Annotated in this window: 13 protein-coding genes; 3 read left to right on the top strand and 10 right to left on the bottom strand. The window is 54.6% G+C overall.

What is annotated here, in order from left to right:
• Positions 1-137 precede the first annotated feature (137 nt).
• The 6 genes from KGB23_RS16750 to acs all read right to left on the bottom strand — a co-directional run bounded on the left by KGB23_RS16750 (position 138) and on the right by acs (position 6,948).
• The gene (locus KGB23_RS16750) at positions 138-902 is read right to left on the bottom strand and encodes an ABC transporter ATP-binding protein (RefSeq protein ID WP_008154324.1); all 765 of its coding nucleotides are present in this window, start codon (positions 900-902) and stop codon (positions 138-140) included.
• Positions 903-929: 27 nt separating this feature from the next.
• Positions 930-2,042, bottom strand: coding sequence for a M14 family metallopeptidase (locus KGB23_RS16745; protein ID WP_223431876.1), 1,113 nt, complete (start codon positions 2,040-2,042; stop codon positions 930-932).
• A gap of 1 nt (position 2,043) precedes the next feature.
• Entirely contained in the window at positions 2,044-2,742 is a 699-nt protein-coding gene (locus tag KGB23_RS16740) for an ABC transporter permease (RefSeq protein ID WP_223431875.1), read from the bottom strand.
• A complete protein-coding gene (locus KGB23_RS16735) occupies positions 2,739-3,428 on the bottom strand; it encodes an ABC transporter permease (protein ID WP_007904805.1) in 690 nt (229 codons plus the stop codon). The genes KGB23_RS16740 and KGB23_RS16735 overlap by 4 nt, the downstream gene beginning before the upstream one ends.
• 91 nt (positions 3,429-3,519) lie before the next feature.
• A complete protein-coding gene (locus KGB23_RS16730; RefSeq protein ID WP_008154331.1) occupies positions 3,520-4,293 on the bottom strand; it encodes an ABC transporter substrate-binding protein in 774 nt (257 codons plus the stop codon).
• A gap of 699 nt (positions 4,294-4,992) precedes the next feature.
• The gene (gene acs / locus KGB23_RS16725) at positions 4,993-6,948 is read right to left on the bottom strand and encodes an acetate--CoA ligase (protein ID WP_223431874.1); all 1,956 of its coding nucleotides are present in this window, start codon (positions 6,946-6,948) and stop codon (positions 4,993-4,995) included.
• 413 nt (positions 6,949-7,361) lie between these two features.
• On the opposite strand from acs, the gene KGB23_RS16720 reads away from it, so the two are divergent.
• From KGB23_RS16720 to KGB23_RS16710, 3 genes are all read left to right on the top strand, one after another.
• Entirely contained in the window at positions 7,362-7,625 is a 264-nt protein-coding gene (locus KGB23_RS16720) for a DUF2790 domain-containing protein (protein ID WP_150657172.1), read from the top strand.
• A gap of 190 nt (positions 7,626-7,815) precedes the next feature.
• Entirely contained in the window at positions 7,816-8,091 is a 276-nt protein-coding gene (locus KGB23_RS16715; RefSeq protein WP_223431873.1) for a hypothetical protein, read from the top strand.
• Positions 8,092-8,609: 518 nt separating this feature from the next.
• A complete protein-coding gene (locus tag KGB23_RS16710; RefSeq protein WP_008034875.1) occupies positions 8,610-9,860 on the top strand; it encodes a ribonucleotide-diphosphate reductase subunit beta in 1,251 nt (416 codons plus the stop codon).
• Positions 9,861-9,966: 106 nt separating this feature from the next.
• Here KGB23_RS16710 and KGB23_RS16705 read toward each other — a convergent pair whose 3' ends face one another.
• From KGB23_RS16705 to KGB23_RS16685, 4 genes are all read right to left on the bottom strand, one after another.
• Positions 9,967-11,679, bottom strand: a complete 1,713-nt coding sequence (locus KGB23_RS16705) for a DNA cytosine methyltransferase (RefSeq protein ID WP_223431872.1) — start codon at positions 11,677-11,679, stop codon at positions 9,967-9,969.
• A gap of 756 nt (positions 11,680-12,435) precedes the next feature.
• On the bottom strand, positions 12,436-17,607 hold the full coding sequence (locus KGB23_RS16695) for an FtsK/SpoIIIE domain-containing protein (protein ID WP_223431870.1): 5,172 nt from the start codon (positions 17,605-17,607) through the stop codon (positions 12,436-12,438).
• Positions 17,604-18,887 (bottom strand): hypothetical protein, encoded by a 1,284-nt coding sequence (locus tag KGB23_RS16690; RefSeq protein ID WP_223431869.1) that lies wholly within the window; start codon positions 18,885-18,887, stop codon positions 17,604-17,606. The genes KGB23_RS16695 and KGB23_RS16690 overlap by 4 nt, the downstream gene beginning before the upstream one ends.
• Position 18,888: 1 nt before the next feature.
• Positions 18,889-20,742 (bottom strand): ATP-binding protein, encoded by a 1,854-nt coding sequence (locus tag KGB23_RS16685; protein WP_223431868.1) that lies wholly within the window; start codon positions 20,740-20,742, stop codon positions 18,889-18,891.
• Between the last annotated feature and the right edge of the window lie 107 nt (positions 20,743-20,849).

Raw genomic sequence — 20,849 nt, 5'->3', positions numbered from 1 at the left:
CGCGAAAGCGGTGGTTCAGACAGCAACGATGTTGACTGAACCACCGCTTTCGCGAGCAAGCCCGCTCCCACAAGGGGTCGGGGCCAGCCTCTAGATTGCGAAGCATGCACTATCCCGGTGCGCAACGGGAGTTCGGTTTACTTCAGGCTGCCCGAGAGGAATTGTTGCAGGCGTTCGGACTGTGGATTGACCAGCACCTCACGCGGGTTGCCGCTTTCTTCGACGACACCTTTGTGCAGGAACACCAGCTGGTTCGACACTTCACGGGCGAAGCCCATTTCGTGCGTCACCACCACCATGGTCCGGCCTTCCAGCGCCAGGGCCTGCATAACTTTCAGAACGTCGCCAACCAGTTCCGGGTCGAGCGCTGATGTCGGTTCGTCGAACAGCATCACCTCAGGTTCCATCGCCAGCGCACGGGCAATCGCCACACGCTGCTGCTCGCCGCCGGACATGTGGCCCGGGTAAGCATCTTTACGATGGGCCACACCGACCTTGTTCAGGTAGTGCTCGGCCTTCTCGCGGGCTTCGGCCTTGGACATGCCGAGCACGTGGACCGGCGCTTCCATGATGTTTTCCAGCGCGGTCATGTGCGACCACAGGTTGAAATGCTGGAACACCATCGACAGGCGCGAACGCATGCGTTGCAGCTGTTTCGGGTCGGCAGCCTTCAGCGCGCCGTCCTTGTTGGCAACCAGTTTCAGCTCTTCGTTGTTGAGCAGAATCTTGCCCGCGTGCGGCTGCTCCAGCAGGTTGATGCAGCGCAGGAAGGTACTTTTGCCGGAGCCACTGGAGCCGATGATGCTGATCACATCGCCAGCCGCCGCTTTCAGGGACACGCCCTTGAGCACTTCGTGACTGCCATAGCGTTTATGCAGGTCTTGGACTTCAAGTTTGTACATGCGGTCGGTTCTCACAAAAACAGTCAGTCAGTCGTTGAGCAAGCGCCCGTGACGCAGCGCTTCGCGCCCCGCCACCTTGGCCAGCCAGAAACCGGGTTGGGCATAACGCAGCCGTTCAATGGCAAACAGCACCCCGGACGTACCAGCACACACCGTGCTGACCCGATCCGATAACGGATCGATCACTTCGAAAATCTCATCGCCGGCTTCAATCCATTCACCGGGTTTACGCAAGAAACTGATCACGCCAGGGTGTGGCGCGAACAGTAATTCGGTGCCTTCGAATGGCATGCCTTCGCAAGCATCTTGCGCAGGTTTTGGCCATTCGCCGCTGATCAAGCCTTGCTCGGCGAGGAACGCCAGAATGCCTTCGGCGTAAGCGCAGGCTTCAGCGCGACCGGTATCGGCCTGACCACCTAATTCAATGGTAGTCGCCAGGCAGGCCAGGGGAATCTGGGCATCTGGAAACAGACGCGACAGACGCAGCCATGGCAGCGAGCACGCTTCGTCGAAAGAACTGCCGCCGGAATCTTCCGCCAGCAGACCGACCTTGACGTTCAAGTGTGCAGCGAGCGAACGCCAATGCGGCCAATGTTGCGGCAAGGCATACATGTGCAGCGCCGCTTCGCAATCGCAGTGCAGATCCAGCACCACATCGGCGGTGCAGGCATGGCTGAGCAAAATGCGCTGCATGCCTTGCAACTGACTCTCGGCAGGCGGCAAGGCAGCCAGCACATCGCTCATGGTTTCACGGATCAGACGGATATTGGCGTGCGGATCATCACCCAGGTGCCCTTTCAGCTCAGCGGCCACTGGCGCGCTCAGCTCGACGAAATCCCGGTTGAAATTCTTGCCGCTGCCCGCCTCGAAACGCCCTTGATGATTGCCCTGAAGCAGTTGGCCGAGGCCCAGTGGATTGGCCACCGGCACCAGTTCGATCACACCGTTGAGCAAGCCTTGGGCTTCGAGTTCGGTCAGGCGCTTTTTCAGCTCCCAGGCCGTGCGCATGCCGGGCAATTCATCGGCGTGCAGGCTGGCCTGGATGTAGGCCTTGCGCTCGCCACTTCCGAAGCGGAACACCGAAATCTGGCGTTCGCTGCCCAAGTGGCTCCACGGCAATGAATGATCGATGCGTTCCATATCAGTGCTTCCGCGGGGCCAGATAGCCCAGCCAGCGGCGCTCGGCCTGTTTGAACAGGCGCACCAGAATGAACGTCAGGCACAGGTAGAACACGCCGGCGGTGATGTAGGCTTCGAACGGCAGGTAGAACTGCGCGTTGACCGTGCGTGCGGCACCGGTGATGTCGATCAGGGTCACGATGGACGCCAGACTGGTGGTCTGCAGCATCATGATCACTTCGTTGCTGTACTGCGGCAGCGCCCGGCGCAGGGCCGACGGCAACAGGATGCGCTTGTACATTTTGTAGCGCGACATACCCATCGCCTTGGCCGCTTCGATCTCACCATTCGGCGTAGCCCGCAGGCTGCCGGCGATGATTTCAGCGGTGTAGGCGCTGGTGTTGATCGCGAAGGCCAGGCACGCACAGAACGTGGCGCTGGACAGCCATGGCCAGAGGAAGCTTTCACGCACCGCTTCGAATTGCGCCAGACCGTAGTAGATCAAAAACAGCTGCACCAGCATCGGCGTGCCGCGGATCACGTAGGTGAACAGCCAGGCACTCATGTTGACGACCGGCTGCTTGGAGACGCGCATCAGCCCCAGCGGCAGTGCCGCCAACAGACCGAAAAGCAGCGACAGCGCGAGCAACTTAAGGGTGGTCACCAGGCCGCCGAAATACAGCGGCAGGGCCTCCCAAATGACGTTGTAGTCGAAGATCATAGATCAGCCGCCCTTACGCCTACCGAGTAGCGCTTCTCAAGGTGACGCAATGCCAACAACGAGACGCTGGTGATCACCAGGTACATCGCCGCCACTGCGAGGAAGAAGGTGAAAGGCTCGCGGGTGGCATCTGCCGCCTGCTTGGCCTTGAACATCATGTCTTGCAGACCCACCACCGAAATCAGCGCGGTGGCCTTGGTCAGGACCAGCCAGTTGTTGGTGAAACCCGGAATCGCCAGGCGAATCATCTGCGGCACCAACACCCGGAAGAACACCTGAAAACTGCTCATGCCGTACGCCATGCCAGCTTCTGCCTGACCTTTCGGGATCGCCATGAAGGCACCACGGAAGGTTTCCGACAGGTACGCACCGAAGATGAAGCCCAGGGTGCCGATACCGGCGGCCAACGGGTTCAGATCGATGTAATCGTCATAGCCGAGCATTGGTGCGACGCGGTTGAGCAGATCCTGGCCGCCGTAGAAAATCAGCAGGATCAGCACCAGGTCGGGAATCCCGCGGATCACCGTGGAATACAGGTCGCCCAGCCAGGCCAGCCAGCGAATCGGGGACAGACGCAGCGCAACGCCGATCAGACCCAGAACAATGGCCAAGACCATGGACGACAAGGCGAGCTGAAGCGTCAGCCATGCGCCATCGAGGATGACAGCCCCGTAGCCTTTCAACATGATTCAGGTCCTCGAAAAGGGGGATGAAAAAATGGCGCAAACCTCAGAGATCCTGTTGCTTGCGCCATTTCGGACTTGTCGCCGGGACGTGTTACTTGCCGTAGATATCGAAGGCGAAGTACTTGTCCTGGATTTGCTTGTACTTGCCGTTCTCGCGAATGGCGGTGATCGCGGTGTTGATCTTGTCTTTCAGCGCGTCACCCTTGCGAACCGCGATACCCACGCCGTCGCCGAAGTATTTGACGTCGGTGAAGGCCGGGCCAACGAAGGCGAAACCTTTGCCGGCGTCGGTTTTCAGGAAACCGTCATCCAGCAGCGTAGCGTCTGCCACGGTGCCGTCGAGGCGGCCAGCAGCCACGTCGAGGTAAATTTCGTTCTGCGAACCGTAAGGCTTGATCTCGGCACCCAGCGGGGCCAGGACTTCACGGGCGAAACGCTCGTGGATCGAACCACGTTGCACGCCGATGTTCTTGCCCTTGAGCTCAGCCAGGCTGTCACTGACTGGAGTGCCGGCCTTCATGACCAGGCGAGCCGGGGTGTTGTAGTACTTGTTGGTGAAGTCCACGGACTTCTTGCGATCTTCAGTGATCGACATGGACGACAGGATCGCGTCGATCTTGCGCACTTTGAGTGCCGGGATCAGACCGTCGAACTCTTGCTCGACCCAGACGCACTTGACCTTCATCTCTTCGCACAGAGCGTTGCCGATGTCGTAGTCGAAACCAACGATGCTGCCGTCCGGCGCTTTGGAAGCGAACGGAGGGTAAGCCGCTTCGATACCAATTTTCAGAGGCTTTTCATCGGCGAAAGTCGGCAGGGACAGCACGGACAGTGCCAGGGCGCCAAGCAGCACGAGTTTCTTCATCTTGGGACTCCATCGGTAAAGGGCTAAAACGGCAGAGTGAGCGATAGCCCAATATGCGAATGAGTGGAACCGCAAAGCGGTGCTGCGTCGTAGGAATCGCGCGTTTTTTTCAACGCAAGCAACAACGAGCGAGTGATTGGCATTCTAACGACAGGCCCGAAGCCGATATTTCTTCAATGCGACAACTAATTACAGAAGCACCGAGAAAGCCGCTTGAGCGCGTTGACAGCCTTGCAAATTCATGCAAGAGCAAAAGACAGTGAACCGATCTATGCTGCAAATTGCGGGCCTATTATTGGCAAACCCTTCTAATCCGGCAAGCACAGCGTTGTGTCTTATTTGTTGCAGGGCCTGAGGAGACCCGATGACGGGGCTTCGCGTTTCCCAATGCCCCGTATGGGAGCGAGCGGTTACACATTCAGTTACTTGAACGAGGGCAGGTAACAGTGGGAATAGGCTTACAGCGGAAGCCGATAATTATTGGTTGGTGTTGATGCGGCGTCTGACAGATCGCCTTCGCGAGCAAGCCCGCTCCCACATTTGATCTTCAGTGAACACTGAGTTTGTGACCGACTCAGATTCAATGTGGGAGCGGGCTTGCTCGCGAAGAGGCCCGAACTGCCGACACAAAACATCAGGCAGTAAAAAGCCCCGCCAGACGCAATGCCGGGCGGGGCTTTGGTGACTCAAGAACCGTGCTTACGCGACGTTCATGGTCTTGTGTGTATCAATCAAATGCTGCACCACACCCGGATCCGCCAGGGTGGAGATATCGCCCAACCCCTCATATTCAGCCGTAGCAATCTTGCGCAGAATCCGGCGCATGATTTTGCCCGAACGAGTTTTCGGCAGGCCCGGCGCCCACTGGATGACATCCGGCGAAGCAATCGGGCCGATCTCCTTGCGCACCCAGTTTTTCAGTTCCAGGCGCAGCTGCTCGCTCGGCTCTTCGCCACCGATCAACGTGACATAGACATAGATGCCCTGCCCTTTGATGTCGTGCGGCACACCGACCACGGCTGCTTCGGCGACTTTCGGGTGGGCAACCATCGCGCTTTCAATCTCGGCGGTCCCCATGCGGTGGCCGGACACGTTGAGCACGTCATCCACGCGACCGGTAATCCAGTAGTAACCGTCTTCGTCACGACGCGCACCGTCACCGGTGAAGTACATGCCGCGGAACGTCTTGAAGTAGGTATCGACGAAGCGATCATGGTCGCCATACAGCGTGCGCGCCTGGCCTGGCCACGAATCGAGAATCACCAGGTTGCCCTCGGCCACGCCTTCGAGGATGTTGCCCAGGTTGTCCACCAGTGCCGGCACTACGCCGAAGAACGGACGTGCAGCCGAACCCGGCTTGAGACCGTGAGCGCCCGGCAGCGGGCTCATCATGTTGCCGCCGGTTTCGGTCTGCCACCAAGTGTCGACGATCGGGCAACGGGATTGGCCGACGTTCTTGTAGTACCAATCCCACGCTTCCGGGTTGATCGGCTCACCGACCGAACCCAACAGTCGCAGGCTGCTGCCATCAGCGCCTTCAACGGCGGCCTTGCCCGACGCCATCATCGCGCGGATCGCGGTCGGTGCGGTGTAGAGGATATTGACCTTGTGCTTGTCGACGATTTTCGCCACCCGGGTGATGTCCGGGTAGTTCGGCACGCCTTCGAACAACACGGTGGTCGCGCCGTTGGCCAGAGGGCCGTAGACGATGTAGGTGTGGCCGGTGACCCAACCGACGTCGGCGGTGCACCAGTAGACTTCGCCCGGGCGGTAGTCGAACACACGCTCGTGGGTCATCGCCGCGTACAGCAGATAACCGCCGGTGGTGTGTTGCACGCCCTTCGGCTTGCCGGTCGAACCGGAGGTGTACAGGATAAACAGCGCTTCTTCGGCGCCCATTTCTTTCGGCGCACACACAGTGCCCGCCACTTTCATCAGGTCTTCGAACCAGATGTCGCGATGCTGGTTCCACTTGATGTCGCCACCGGTGCGCTTGCACACGATGACTTTCTGAATGCTGCTGGTTTCCGGGTTGGTCAGCGCGTCGTCGACGTTGGACTTGAGCGGGATCTTCTTGCCGGCACGAATGCCTTCGTCGGCCGTGATCACCACTTTGGATTTGCAGTCGATGATCCGCCCCGCCAGGGCTTCCGGCGAGAAACCACCGAACACCACCGAGTGAATCGCGCCGATCCGGGTACAGGCCAGCATGGCGACCACGGCTTCGGGGATCATCGGCATATAGATAGTCACCACGTCGCCGCGGTGCACATCCTGGCCACGCAGGGCGTTGGCGAACTTGCAGACTTGTTCGTGCAGCTCGCGATAGGTGATGTTGCGGCTTTCGGCAGGGTCATCCCCTTCCCAAATGATCGCGACTTGATCGCCGCGCTCGGCCAGATGACGGTCGAGGCAGTTGTAGGAAACGTTCAGGGTGCCGTCGGCGAACCATTTGATGTCGACATGGTGATCGTCGAAGGAAGTCTGTTTCACCGTGGTGAAAGGCTTGATCCAGTCGAGGCGCTTGGCTTGCTCGCGCCAGAAGCCGTCCGGGTTAACGACCGACTGCTGGTACATGGCCTTGTAGGTCGCCTCATCAGTCAGCGTATTGGCCGCAACCTCGGGACGAACGGGATACAGAGAAGCCGCACTCATCTTTGTTACCTCGGTGGAATAGTTGTTTTTGTATGACCCAGTTGTAGCCGGGCCGGGCCTATAGAACCATTCGACGATGGTAGTAACAAGCCCCTACAAAATGTGGCTATACCCCGCCGAGGCGCTCAAGGCCGTTGATTTCAGGGGCTTTGGGCATTTATGACATTGGCTTCATCAGCGAGCCAAAGGTCGCTTTCCGGGGATTGTTACAGGATCTGCCAATAGTGTTTATCAAAAGCACGCCTATATGAATGTAAACCCCACGCCTAAAATCAGCCTCGCCAACCAGGCAACGTGATTAACCAAGTTGCAGCCCCCACGAAGGCAGTTAATCCAAAACCAGTACTTAAGTTCTACACGCAACCCCAAAAAGGTTGCGTGACCCCACTCGACCTCTAAAAGGTAAATCTGAAATGAAAGCTTTATTAGTTCTGGCCCTCAGCAGCCTGTGCGCAACCGCCATGGCAGACGAGGTCCCGACTGATGTCGCGCAGCAGCAACCCGCCATCGAGGAATACACTTACTCCACTCACCTGGACATCGCCAAAGTTGTATCGATGAGCGAAATCCCGAATGTGTGCGAAGTTGTGCCGGCGAAAATGGAATACGACGACTCCAAAGGCCAACGCCACATTCTTCGTTACAGCGTCATGGGTAACGGCTGCTCTAACGGCTAATCACCCGCTCTCACCTTCCCAAGGTTCGACCCACCCGCCCGCTAAATTAAGGCAGATGAAGCGCCGAACCTTATATATCGACCAATTCGATTGGTTTAAGCGTTTATTTGCACTTTTTAATCAAATTATCTGGCGTAGTATCAATTCCACACCCAAGGCACAAAACGCCAACGAACCTGGAGCCACTACCATGAAAACCAAACTGATCCTCGCCCTGACCTTCTCCGTCCTGGCCGCTAACACCTTCGCCGCTGACGGCTACGACCGCACTAGCTCGGCTGCTTACACCACTGAAGCGGCTGTCGCTTCTGACGGTTACGACCATACCGGTTCGGCGTCTTTCGCCTCCGATGGCTCCGATCACACGGGCGCTGCCAAACTCGCTTCTGACGGTTTTGATCACACTGGCGCTGCAAAAGTCGCTGCTGATGGCGCCGATCATGTGGGTGCCGCTCGCCTCAGCTGATCATCAAGCGTGACTTTACAGCCCGGCCTCGGCCGGGCTTAGTTGTGTCTGGGGCCTTCGAAAATCGGCTCAAAACACAACATGTAGTGAAAAACGCAGTTTTTTGGCTGTTTTTTGAACAAAAAAATGGCTAGCCAAAATTTATGAAAAAAAATCTTCACTCCCGACATCCAGCCAAAGCCCTATAAACCCTCGCTCCGACCGAAAAACCCTCCTTCTCGACCGCTCCATGCGCGGATTCGCCCCACCACGGCCGCAAAAATTTCCCTATAATGCCGGCTTAAACGGGCCTGCAATATTCCCTTACAGGGATAACAGCCAGTCTGAAGCCCACGCCGAAGTCTTCACCGATTTCTGCGCCCCTCAGAGGCTCTCGGAACCCCGTACAAAATTATGTTTATTTGCCTGCGTGTACCGCTGCAAAAAACGCTATCCAACGCGGCCAGTACGGTCGTGTGAAAAACCAACCTATCAGTTTTCACACGGGCATCTGGCCCTCACGCAGGAGACGACACGTCATGCTGAGCTGGGACGAATTCGACAAAGAAGACAGCGGCGAAACCGTTGTAAAAGGCGCCAACGCCGGGCACGCAACTGAAGCCAACATGGACCGCCTCGACACCGCTGGCGGCGTGGCGGCTCAAGAAGCCCGCGCTGTAACCGCGTCCGACTCCGCCGCAATCGCCCGTGCAAAAGCTGCCCTGGACAACCTCGACATCGCCGAAGGCCTCGCCGAACTCGAAGGCGCCTCCGCCCGTGTGGCGGTCGACGAAAAGCGCATGATCAACTGCCGCGCCGACCTTAACCAACTCGTCCCATTCAAGTACGACTGGGCCTGGCAGAAGTACCTGGACGGTTGCGCAAACCACTGGATGCCGCAAGAAGTCAACATGACCGCCGACATCGCCCTCTGGAAAGACCCGGAAGGCCTGACCGACGACGAGCGCCGCATCGTCATGCGCAACCTCGGCTTCTTCTCCACCGCCGACTCCCTGGTTGCCAACAACCTGGTGCTGGCCGTGTACCGCCTGATCACCAACCCGGAATGCCGCCAGTACATCCTGCGCCAGGCGTTCGAAGAGGCGATCCACACCCACGCCTACCAGTACTGCATCGAATCGTTGGCCATGGATGAAGGCGAGATCTTCAACATGTACCACGAGATCCCATCGGTCGCGAAAAAAGCCACCTGGGGCCTCAAATACACCCGTTCGATCTCCGATCCGAAGTTCGAAACCGGCACCGTCGAAACCGACAAAGAATTGCTGCGCAACCTGATCGCCTACTACTGCGTTCTGGAAGGCATCTTCTTCTACTGCGGCTTCACCCAGATCCTCTCCATGGGCCGCCGCAACAAAATGACCGGCGTCGCCGAGCAGTTCCAATACATCCTGCGCGACGAATCCATGCACCTGAACTTCGGCATCGACGTGATCAACCAGATCAAAATCGAAAACCCACATTTGTGGGATGCTGAGATGAAGGAAGAAGCTTCGCAGATGATTCTGCAGGGCACTCAGCTGGAAATCGAATACGCTCGCGACACCATGCCACGCGGCGTGCTGGGCATGAACGCGGCGATGATGGAGGACTACCTGAAGTTCATCGCTAACCGTCGTTTGAGCCAGATTGGTTTGAAAGAAGAGTATCCAGGGACGACTAACCCGTTCCCTTGGATGAGCGAGATCATGGACTTGAAGAAAGAGAAGAATTTCTTTGAGACGCGGGTTATTGAGTATCAGACTGGTGGGGCGTTGAGCTGGGATTGACTCTTGGGTTTATTAGCGACTTGCCAATAACCATTTAAATAGCAAAACTAAAAAGCCCCGATCTAGTCGGGGCTTTTTAGTTTCGGCCGCCAGCATTCAAACAAACTTAGGCGTAGTTCTCCTCGCCCTTCACCTCTTCAGCAAAGCGTTGATCGTAATCCCTCACCTTATCGAACAAGATACCAAACACGACCTTCGAGATTTTTGACGCCAGCAATGGGGGCACCGCGTTTCCAACTTGGTGAAACTGGTCGGTCCTACTACCTTGAAAAAAATAGTTGTCTGGAAATGTCTGAATACGAGCTGCTTCCCTAACAGACAAACTCCGGCATTGAGTCGGATCATAATGAATAAAGTAGTGCCCATCCTTGGAAATGTGACTTGTAATGGTTGTGGCGTACCTGTCTTCAACTTGCACTCTAAACCGATCGCTAAACTTCCCTGTCTCCCAGTTCTTATGATCGGGGGCCAATCCCTTCAGGAAGAATCCCTCATGCCCTTTAGGCGAAGAACCATGAAGCTTTGCGTAGATTGCGGCAAATAAGTATCTACGTAGATCCGTCGGCATATGCCCGCGAGACTCATGATTTAGCCAATAGTCTAAATTTTCGTCTAAGTACCATTCGTCCAGACTCGAATTATCGGTCGAGCCATCATCCCTCGTATCTTTTCTTTTAACCCTTTTCCCACCGGGGCTCACTGGCACTTCAGAGCCTTCGAAAGCTTCAGACAGATCTTGAAGCTCACCCCAGAGCCTTGCATGGACGGGGTCAGTCTGGCTCTTAAGATAATTCAGCTGCTCCGTTACAACATCAATCCAGCCTGCTTGGCTGTCCGCTGTTTTTGACAGGCTACTGCGAAGTCTAGGCAGGTTGTTTAGCACTTGGCCTACAGATACTTTTGACTCTGTGTTTTTATCAGAAGTCAGCTTTACCCAATCGTTCGACGCTGGGAGACTATCTGTAGCAATACCCAAAAGGATCACCCGATGCCTTGCCTGAGGAATACCGTAATCCTCCGCCCTGATGATGAAAGCTTTCGGATCAATCTTTTCTACATCCTCACCAGGACCAAAGGAGCTACCAGTTACCAGCGAGAAGATGCGATATTGTTTGCCTGCACCCTCTCCGGTAAGAGCTTGGCTGGGATCAGACAGATCCCTCAGAATGTTAGAAAATATCCGCTCATTGTTAACCTTTGAGGAAAGTATACCTTTCACATTTTCCATTACGAACATGGTGGGCTGCTTCTCCCGAATGATTCGCAAGTATTCCTTGTAGAGAAAATGTCGAGGGTCATCCTCTGCCTTGTAGTCGGCCTTGGACTGGTTCCGCGCACGACCCACGATCGAATATGCCTGACATGGAGGTCCGCCGATCAGTACCCATGGTCGCTTCTCGTTCAATTTTTCCTTTAGAACTTTGTCTAGAGTTGTATTACCTTCGCCACTCCCCAGAGTGATGCATTGGGCTTCCTCCCCTGCCAAGTCCCACAAGTATTTTGTATAAGTAGATGGCTTAAACGTGTCAGGGGCTTTTGGATCGTTACAGAAATTGTAGTACTCGAAAAGCAGGTCCGGCCTTCGCTTTTTGAGCAACCGATAGAACGCTCGTAACCGAAGGGTTTGCCAAGCCTTTGGATCTTTTTCAGCAGAAATGACAATTTCAAAGCGATCACCCCCGCCGAATGACGTAAAACCCTCGCCAAGTCCTCCGGGGCCAGCAAAGAGATCTACGACCTGGATCGGCTCATTGAGAAATCCGACAGGCTCAGGGGGAACATCTTCTGGGAGATTCAGATTTATTTGGAAATCATTCATGGACATAGTCAGCAAAGAAATCAGGTCTCGCATGATGGCTGGCATTCGTGGGAGCAACACATCTCCGGAGATCAGAAATCCGGCGTTTGCTGCATCGGCATGGCTTCAGGTATCGCTTGCACAAACGGAATCTACCAAGCAAACCCGAACTCGTCACCGGGCATGCATCTTCGTTTCTGGTTGCTTCTGGCACAGGCGTCCAAGCTGTAAATACACGCGAGGACTGCTGGCAATCGAAATTCAACCAAAATGTGAAGTGCGACCTCAGGAACCGAGACGAGCTGTTCAAACAAGGCTGGAGAGTAGTCGAGCTCTGGCAGCGGAATACACAAGCCGGAAGCTGAGATGAACCGGGTTCTGGAAACGAGCTTGGATTGTAATCAAAAACACGTATCTTGGCCCGATTTTTCCGATTACCCAGCTCGAGCAATCAGCTCAGAATGACCTGAACCAATCGATACCTAGCTTTCGATCTCCAGTTGTTCCAACAGATACTTTAGCGCCGTCTTTTCACCCTTCGACAAATTCAGGCGACCGGAAGCAATCTATTCAAGGTGCTCAATTCTTGAGAGATGCAACCCCGCTCGCCATGCCGAGAGGCGTTCAATCTGCAAAATTGTTGAGCTAGCAATCCGGAGATTGCCCCCCGAGCGAGGATATCGGTCCGCCCGAGCAAGCCCTCCTCGGTGGCTGGGTTGAGGCTATCTGTGGTGGAGCGTCTAACCCACCACAGAGATCTCTTATGTGCCGGCCCAGCTAGGAGAGCTCCGAGTCCTCCTTTGCCACCCTGGCGCACTGGACGCGGCGTAGCTTTCCATCAGCTTTGAGCAGAGCATCACCTTTGCCATTGAGGTTTTCGGCACCTGCCTCATCTAACACAACACGACTCTCAGTTCCACTTTTGACACGCAGGGCGAGCTGCGAAGGAAGATTCGAACGTAGGTTCGTGCTAATAACTTCAGCGCTAGGCTTTTGTGTGGCGATTATTACGTGTATTCCTGCCGCTCGCGCTTTCTGTGCCAAGCGCTTGAGTTCCTGCTCAATCTCCTTCTTAGATTGAGGGTCATGCGTAAGATCCGCGTACTCATCAAGAACAACAAGCCACCATGGCAGCCGTTCATCAGCATTCGAGGCAGCGTTGAACTCTGCCAAGCTTCTGCATCGCTTCTGTCGGAATTTCTCGTAGCGCCGTTGCATCTCTTCCACAGCGCTCTTCAGTAGAACTAGTGCGTCGGAGTCCTCCCAGCCAATAGTGCCAATGAGATGTGTCGATCCTTCGAAGGGGACAAGCTCGGTGCCTTTCGGGTCGACCAGCATAAGCCTTAGCTCTGTCGAACTATAGAACCTTACTAAACCGAACAGCATTGTATTTAGGGCTTCTGACTTCCCACTGCCCGTAGTACCCGCAACTAAGAGGTGTGGCGAGTTCGAGGAAGAGAAGTTGACTACCACCAATTCGCCATATCGGTCCTCACCAAGGGGCACGGCTAGCTCGGCACTGGGCCTTTCCCACTTTCTCCATAGGTCTGCCGCATTCACGTAATAGCGATGCTCAGTTCTCTTCGGCACATCGATCGTGACGTAACCCTTATCGATGTCAAAGCTAATGTTCTGATCCTGTTCAAGCTCGAGTTTCAGCTTGAGGGCTTGGGACTTTTCAAAGAGTTTGCGCGGATCGACACCGGAACCGGTCCGTACCTTGAAGAGGATCGATGCAGGCCCCTCGACTATAGGTTGATCACTCGAGGGCGCCGATGAAACGGCGACATTGTGCGACGCAAAGCACCCAAGGATTTCGTCGTACATCGCACCAAGCTCAGCCTGTGACATACCCCTTGGAGCTAACGCAGTTTTATCGGTTTCAGCTATTGAATTTATTGTGCTGACTTCTCCTTCCAGCGCAGCACCCCGCTCCTTATGTTCGTCGTCTGCTGAACGTCTAGTCACTATACATTCCGATAGAGTCATGCTATCTGCGCCATCTACAACTGGCATTGAACCAGCGGAAGAGCCATCTGTCATCGATATCGAACCAGTCTCTCCACTTATAGACTTTTCGTCCGTTCGAACGTTAACGCTACGATTAGGCCTACCGATCAGCTCAAGGATGTGTGCACGTGAAGAACGTATGATTGTGATGGAATCTTTGAGTTCGCGCTCGATTTCAGGCTGGAAGCTTTCCCAGAGGCAGATTGAATACAAAGAATCTATAGAGCGAATTCGATATTTCCCTTGACGGAATAACTGTCGAATATCTGCCGGTACCGATCGAGCCTCCTCGTCATTAACCAGCAAATCATCGTGTACTACCCGTATTGCATCAGCTGCAACACTCTCGATTGCTGAGAGGAATCTCTCGCGCCACATTTCTGCGTCCACATTCTCACAACTACCCTCGACCGAGCTAGCCAGAATCTGCGCGAGGAAATTGCGGGTCCGTGTCACCTGAACGACACCGTGGGAGTCGAAGTTCTGTCGGAACTTTCCTTCGAGGACGAGAAGGTCTACATCGAGCAGGCCATCCGCATTGCGCTCTATGATCACCCTGCACATGTCTGCTCTGATATTTGCCGAACCACCAAACCAGCCCGTGTGCTCGTCAAGGCTAATCCACGCCAACAAGCCGTCGCTGACGCTGGCAGGAAATTTTTCATCTGCAAATCTTCGCGCGATGCAGAGCCCCAAGATCTCTTCTGTGACGCGCGCGACCCCCATAGCTTGCAATGCGAGATGGGGGGACAATTTACGGGTCTCCTCATAAACCCGCTTAGCCAACTCACCAAGGATCCCATCATCTCCTCCCGGATCATTGGTATCTGGCACTAGCTTCCGTAGTTTCCTCACTAGGCGAGCCTCAATGAGTGCACGCCCAGAATGCGATGAAACGATCAGCGTGCTAAGGCCATTGCTCCCAATGTCGGTTTCTACACTCAGGACATCTGGCGCACCGGCCTCCACAGATTCTATCTGCTCACGCGAGATATGCCGCTCCAGTGTGATTACCCAGTGGCTGTTCTGATGGAGGGCCCTGAATACGCGCGCTGAATCCTGGAAATTGATACGCAGTTCCACGAAGTCAATGTTCTCCGGTTGACTCGGGGACACAGGACAGCTTCGGTTTGCTCGAACCACAAGGGTTCCCCACGTCTCAAGAGCGACATCGGGAGCACGTGGGCGCATTACGATGGATATTGCACCTCCACTGCCAGCGGATTCTAGGTAAATCGGACGGTCCAACACGGCATCAAAAGCCCCCGCCCTTCCTTCCGCAGGAGGCTCAGTATTCTGCTGGCTGATGACACTTTCCTGGAGCACATGAGTCACCACCGAAATGTCGAAGGATTGCCCGTCCAGCGCAGTGGCAAGATCCACACCTAAATCAAACTCAATGAAAGCAAGATCTCTCGCGGGGAATAATCTACCGCTCCCCGACTTACGCTCCTCACTAGGGAGCGCTTCAACCAGACGCGCAATCTTCTCCCAGCGCATTTTCGGAGCTGCTACGGTTAGCGAAAGCCGCAGGTCAGAATGCCCCTTCGTCACTAGCTCGATTAGTTGTGCCGGCATGACGTCAGAGGATGGCAGCAACAGAAGCAGGGAGAGCCCATCTCGCTTGAACGGATGAGCATCAAGGTAGTCCAGGACTCGAGCAGCGATTGATTTCAACGCGTACTGATCGACCGACACATCGGCAGAAACTCTCGTTAGCGGTGCAAACTCCTCAAACCATGCAACTTCGGAGCGCGCATGCAGAATTTCGCCTGATTTCCCCATCGCAGTCGGCGGGGATTCATGAGGCGAGAGAGTCTCCAGCCAATCCAGATATTGTTCACCGTCCGTAACGGAAAAGGATGCAACACCAGTCATGCAACTACTTGCAAGTTTCAGACAACGCTGCAGGTACGAAGCCAGCCAGCGCATTCGCACAGCCTGTGTAGGCAGCATAAGTCGACGGTCTTCACCGCTGAAGGCGAGCATGTCCAAACCGAGTACAGCCTCAAGAACTCGAGGCCTAGTTCCGTCAGGAACATGGTCGATACGTACCGATGCAATCACCGCTTGCCAAGCATCAGTGAAATCATTAAGCGCTTCGATCGACAGTCCTGACTTGCGAAGCGACTCCCGCAATCGCTGCCGCTGGGAAAGCAACTCATCGATAATGCTATCGAATCCATGAAAGACTGAAGAGTCGCTCGGTTCGATGACGCGCAATGACTTGTCTCGCTGGACGAGGGCGTTCAGCCAATCTTCCGATACCCCTGCATCTGGTATTCGCAGCTCCCCGATGGAGTTCCACGCGGGTGAATCTTCGGCGGCCACGAGCAACCAAAGCAATGCTAGGAAAGAAAGGTTTTCCGGGGCCCATTCAACCCTGTCAAGGCATTCAATGAGTTTTCCAGATTCATCTGTAACAGAAACCGATAATGCTAGCGCGGTCCAAGAAATTGGCCCCTGCACTTGCTCGCTATCGCTATCGTTATCGCTTTCCCTCTCTTCCACCAAACCTGGAACTTCGCTCTGATCTGTGAGGCTCGGATCTACAGACAACTCACAGGCGCCAGGGATGCCACGCGTCTCGTCAATTAGTGATTTCAACGTAGGGCCATAGACAAAAGCAAACAGCCCCCGGGTCGCGCTCGATCTGGCTTCATTATCGGCGCATTCAACATGTATTTTTGCCGGTCGGATCCCTTCATCCAGTATCTGTAACTGACGAATAATTCTGACCAACTGAATAATAGGGTTAGAAAAGCGAGCAGCTGGTGGCGCTGCCACTCTCTCGACCGCCTTCCGTGTCCTAATCGTAAGTAAATCTATGAGGGGTTTCGATCCTTCAATAGGGGGCATTGAAAGTAAACGTTCTGCATCAGCTTGAAGCTTTGAGTTGAGGCCTTGAATCACATCTGAGGCATCAAGCTCTGCCAAACGTGACGGAGCGGTGTTCTCGATTTCGGTCCGCACCCGATCACCCAGCTTTAGTCCTGCTGAGTCCTTCTGAAAAAGCTGTTCGAAAATGGTGTAAGGAATATCACGTCGGATTATGTCGCTTGGTGCGGAGGCATACCTTTTGCAAAGCACCGCGTATTCTTCACGGCGCAGGGGCTCTAGCTGATTACCCAACTCATCCACAAACTGAGCAGTCTCGGCCAGCCTGATGACGTCCTCGGGGTCAAGTTCGCTCCCGCCCGCAATAAGCTCCGCGTGTCGTGCGTTTAGCTCCAAGCGGCGCTTGACTCGTGTATCGACGCCACTTTGCCGCCAACAAGGATCCGGGAACATTTCAAGTTGGTGGAAGCACTCACCAATGAGTCGGTCCGCAACCAATTCATCCTTAGCCACATCAGAGCCACTCCAAAGTCGACAGGCTTCTGAGGCAAAGGCTGCAAATCGCCGTACGGGAACTGGTTCAACGTCGGGATGGATCAGCTTGATGACTTGGAGTACTCGCTCTTTGAGCAAGGTCGGGACCCTACTCTCGCAGCCAGACTCCTCTTCCCAAGCATTTTTGAGCATCAGTTCGGGTATACCGCCTTCAACTCCTGCATAGTCGTCGAAGCTGCCATCCAGAAAATTACTGTCCCGAAGAGTAAAAAGATTTTGTAGGCCCTGTTCGTCAGATTGAACTTTCGTCTCGAGATAAACGAGCCCGCTATCATTATGGTTACGGTAATAAGTAATCGAAAGACCCAGTTCTGCAATGTGAACCGTGGGAATACGATGCTCGATGCCTTCATCTCGTGCAACAACGAGTCGGACAGAAGCCATCGGGGAGCCAGGGACGTGTAGATCCCACAACCTAACCAGTTCGCAGAGCTCCTCGTGCTGCAGATTCTTGATACGAAAGCATTGGTGCTCGGAGTTTGGATTGCGTGAAAAGGCAGAGTTGATGACTTGGAACGCCGTATTAGCAATCACAAAGGCGCTCATAATGTGACCTCCGCAGAAACCATTCGAGTCGCATCAGAGTAAACACGCAGCATTCCTGTAGCCCGCATCTGCTCCGCAAGCTGACGTTCGTTTTCTTCAAAAATGGTCGCGTCAAAGTCCTTCAAAAGACCTGATCGACCAGCAGCCTCACGACCAATAATCAAGCCACAACGATCGCCAAGCCAGCCTGCAGTAAAGTCCTCAAACGAACGTTCGGCCTGAGGCCCACATGCAAGCACCAGCGTCTCAATTGCTTCAAGCTTCAACGTAAAGTGGCGACGCCCCTTGGGAGCATTCAGCAAACCGCAAAGCGCGGCGGTGCCGCTGAAAAAGCCCTTAATTTTGTTCCGTTGCGTGGGGGATATCTGCCCTCCCAAACTACCTGCCTGCGTAATTGAAGCCTCTTCGATATTCGACAGAACATCCTTTAGACACTTCTGAGACGCTCGGCGAAGTTGTGGGTGAACCCCTGCACTGTCGACAATTATTTTTGCTCGCTCTTTGCCGACATACTGCGCAGAACGTGCTGCCTCGAGAAGGACCAGCCAGATTCCAGTCCAGTTCATTATTGCCCGTATCCGTTGAACCTCCGGGACACGTTGATGCGAAAGGATGCTAAAAACCCCATCCCTGTAAAGGTTGTCCAAGTCATCATTCTCTACCTTCGAGCCCTTTTCCAGAGTGTCATCCACAGGAACTGCATCGCTTGGACCATGCTTGATAAGGGTGGCAGCTAAAAGCTCCAGTGGCCCTTGCGCATCGGCGGGATACAGTGACTCGAAACCAGCTCGAATTTTTGCAAGGCGATCCAAGTCTGGATCGTGGCGAAGCACGGAGAATGCAAAAGCGCCACCACCACGAAGATAGCGCCGCTCATATTTAAAAGACTTATTGCGAATGCGTGCATCCCAATGGACCAAAGAGCGAGTGTAAGGAAAAAAATGAGTTCTTTCCCAACTCTTGGACTTGACGGCGTTCGGTACAGCGAGCTCCACACAACGGAGTAAATGAACGATCGCCCGCCGAGACTCCACGTCCAACAACACAGCAGAGCACTCCTTCTCGGTCAGATCACTATCAGCCGCGACCAAGCGGCGAGCAAATGCATGTGATCGACGAGAAATACGGACTTGTGTCACTTCAGGACCTGGTAAGACACCATCTGCGCAGCAAAGAATGAAGTTCAGCAGCTCTAAGCCTGGGTAGTGACCTGCGCCGTCAATATCAAGTACCCCTCCGAACAGCGCCTTCGTGACATCTGGTCCCGTAAGTGCGGCCATTTCAAATCCCTCCTACTTGAATAACGCCCATGTCGATCGAAACGCTTTGAACTTTTCCATCCATGAAGAGCTGAATTTCACTATCAGCGACGTTGACTTGAGCGGCGAGCCTTCCTAAGAACGCCCTGATCCGTCTAATTTCTTGCGCATAGAAATCCTCCGAAACGTATCCCGATGCCGATCTCGTAACGCACTCGAAGGACAGTAGGTCCAATCCTATGTCGATATTTCGACCGTCACGCTCTTGAACCCGAACTACGACTGTTCTGTCGATCCAATCAACAGATTCACATATGCTCCAGACCTCATCTCCACTTGGCCAGGCTTTCCTCGCGGGAAGCAATTGAAGCTGAGCTGAGGAAATACGACGCGCGATGATCGCGGCATCGTTACTTGCACGCCCAAAGGCGGGATCGACCAGATGAAGGGTTGCCTCACTTCGTGGCATGCGAAGCCCCTGAATCGCATGGAGCCCCGCGATAACAACGTTCTTCAATCGAACTTGTTCGGGCGAGGTCAACCTTTCACCAATTACGCTCAAAAATTCGTCGCCAAAACGGAAGCCGATCCGAGCCATTAGAGACTTTTCTGCACCAGCGTCGTCAAAAATCGATCTGCGGCGCAGGGCCCTCACCGCGCGTGCGGCCACCTCAGTTTCTCTTGCACGCTCGGCCTTGGTTTGCGGGTTTCCAATGAACTCATCAAGCCCTTGAGCTGCATCTACAAGCTTGCTATCCAGCCGGAACTGCAGATCGAGCTGCCCTTCAGGAAACACGCCTCCGACATTGAGGACTCTGTCATCAACCGCCCGTGAAGCAATGCTCCCTGGATCTAGTCGCCTAAACACGCTGAGAACAGGAATTCCTTTGTACAGCCTGTCTTCCGACATAGCTGGGGGCGGTGAAAACAACAAGTTATAGAAGGCCCAAGAGTGCTGCCACCCGACGTTGTAGTGTTTTGACGTGGACTTCTTATGGACGTCTTCACACTGCAGCCCTCCGGTCAGGAGGTAGGAAACAAGCATCAACATTTCGCGGATTGTCACTACCTGACCAAGGCGCTCGACCGCTTCAAACATTTCCTCAAGCCGGGTGATTCGCTGCGTCGCCAGCGCTTCCTCTGCAAGAAGCGCTCGATTGCGTCGGATGGGGCATGTGTCGGCGAGCGAGCAGGTAGCGCAGCCTTGCCAACGGCGCCCATCGTCGACCCAACTTTGAAACGTTCTTCGGAGCAATCCCGCCCGCCCACCGGTCCGTAGCGAGGAAACTGACTGGTAGTTGAGATTGACGATGTGGACTGAGCCATCTTCGGAACTGAGACCGCTGCTGAAAGATCTCTCAAATAATGAAATGATCTGACGGCACACCGCCCCAGCAGCGGCCGACTGAACAATCGCTCTAAGCCGGCCTTCGTTTGCGCAAACGACCAGTACTTCGTTGCTGCGATCGGCGCTTCTCTCCAGCAGCGCAGCTGCCGCCAGCGGATCTAGTTCGGAAAAGTCCTTGTGGATACGCAAACTGGGATGTCGCTGGTCAGATACATGCTCAACTAGTTGGGTAGCGTTGCAATGACTCTTCAAAAGATCGCGTGACGTAGGAGCGTCATAGCCAAGAACGCACTCGATAAGACGGCGGCATAGATGGGTTTTTCCATGACCAGCATCTCCAGTAAGAACCACACATCGAGCACCCTTGGAGACTGCACGTATCGCATACTCAAGCGCAACCGTTTGAAGCTCCAGACTGTCTTCCCCAGTTTGGTATTCCTCATAGATCTGCTCATGCGCTGCACTAAACGGCAAATATCGATTGAGACGTCCTACGTGACCGTTGATGCGAGGCACCAGGTTTTCCATCAATTCCTCTCCTTCCCTCGGACAATGCGAACGATTCAGCTACGCAGCGACGATCAGCATAAAGTCTAACTAAATGGCCACCATGCGGCCACCAGAATGAGTCACTC

This window comes from Pseudomonas sp. GL-B-26, assembly GCF_019947405.1.
GTDB lineage: Bacteria > Pseudomonadota > Gammaproteobacteria > Pseudomonadales > Pseudomonadaceae > Aquipseudomonas.
This window is presented reverse-complemented; position numbering and strand designations above follow the sequence as displayed.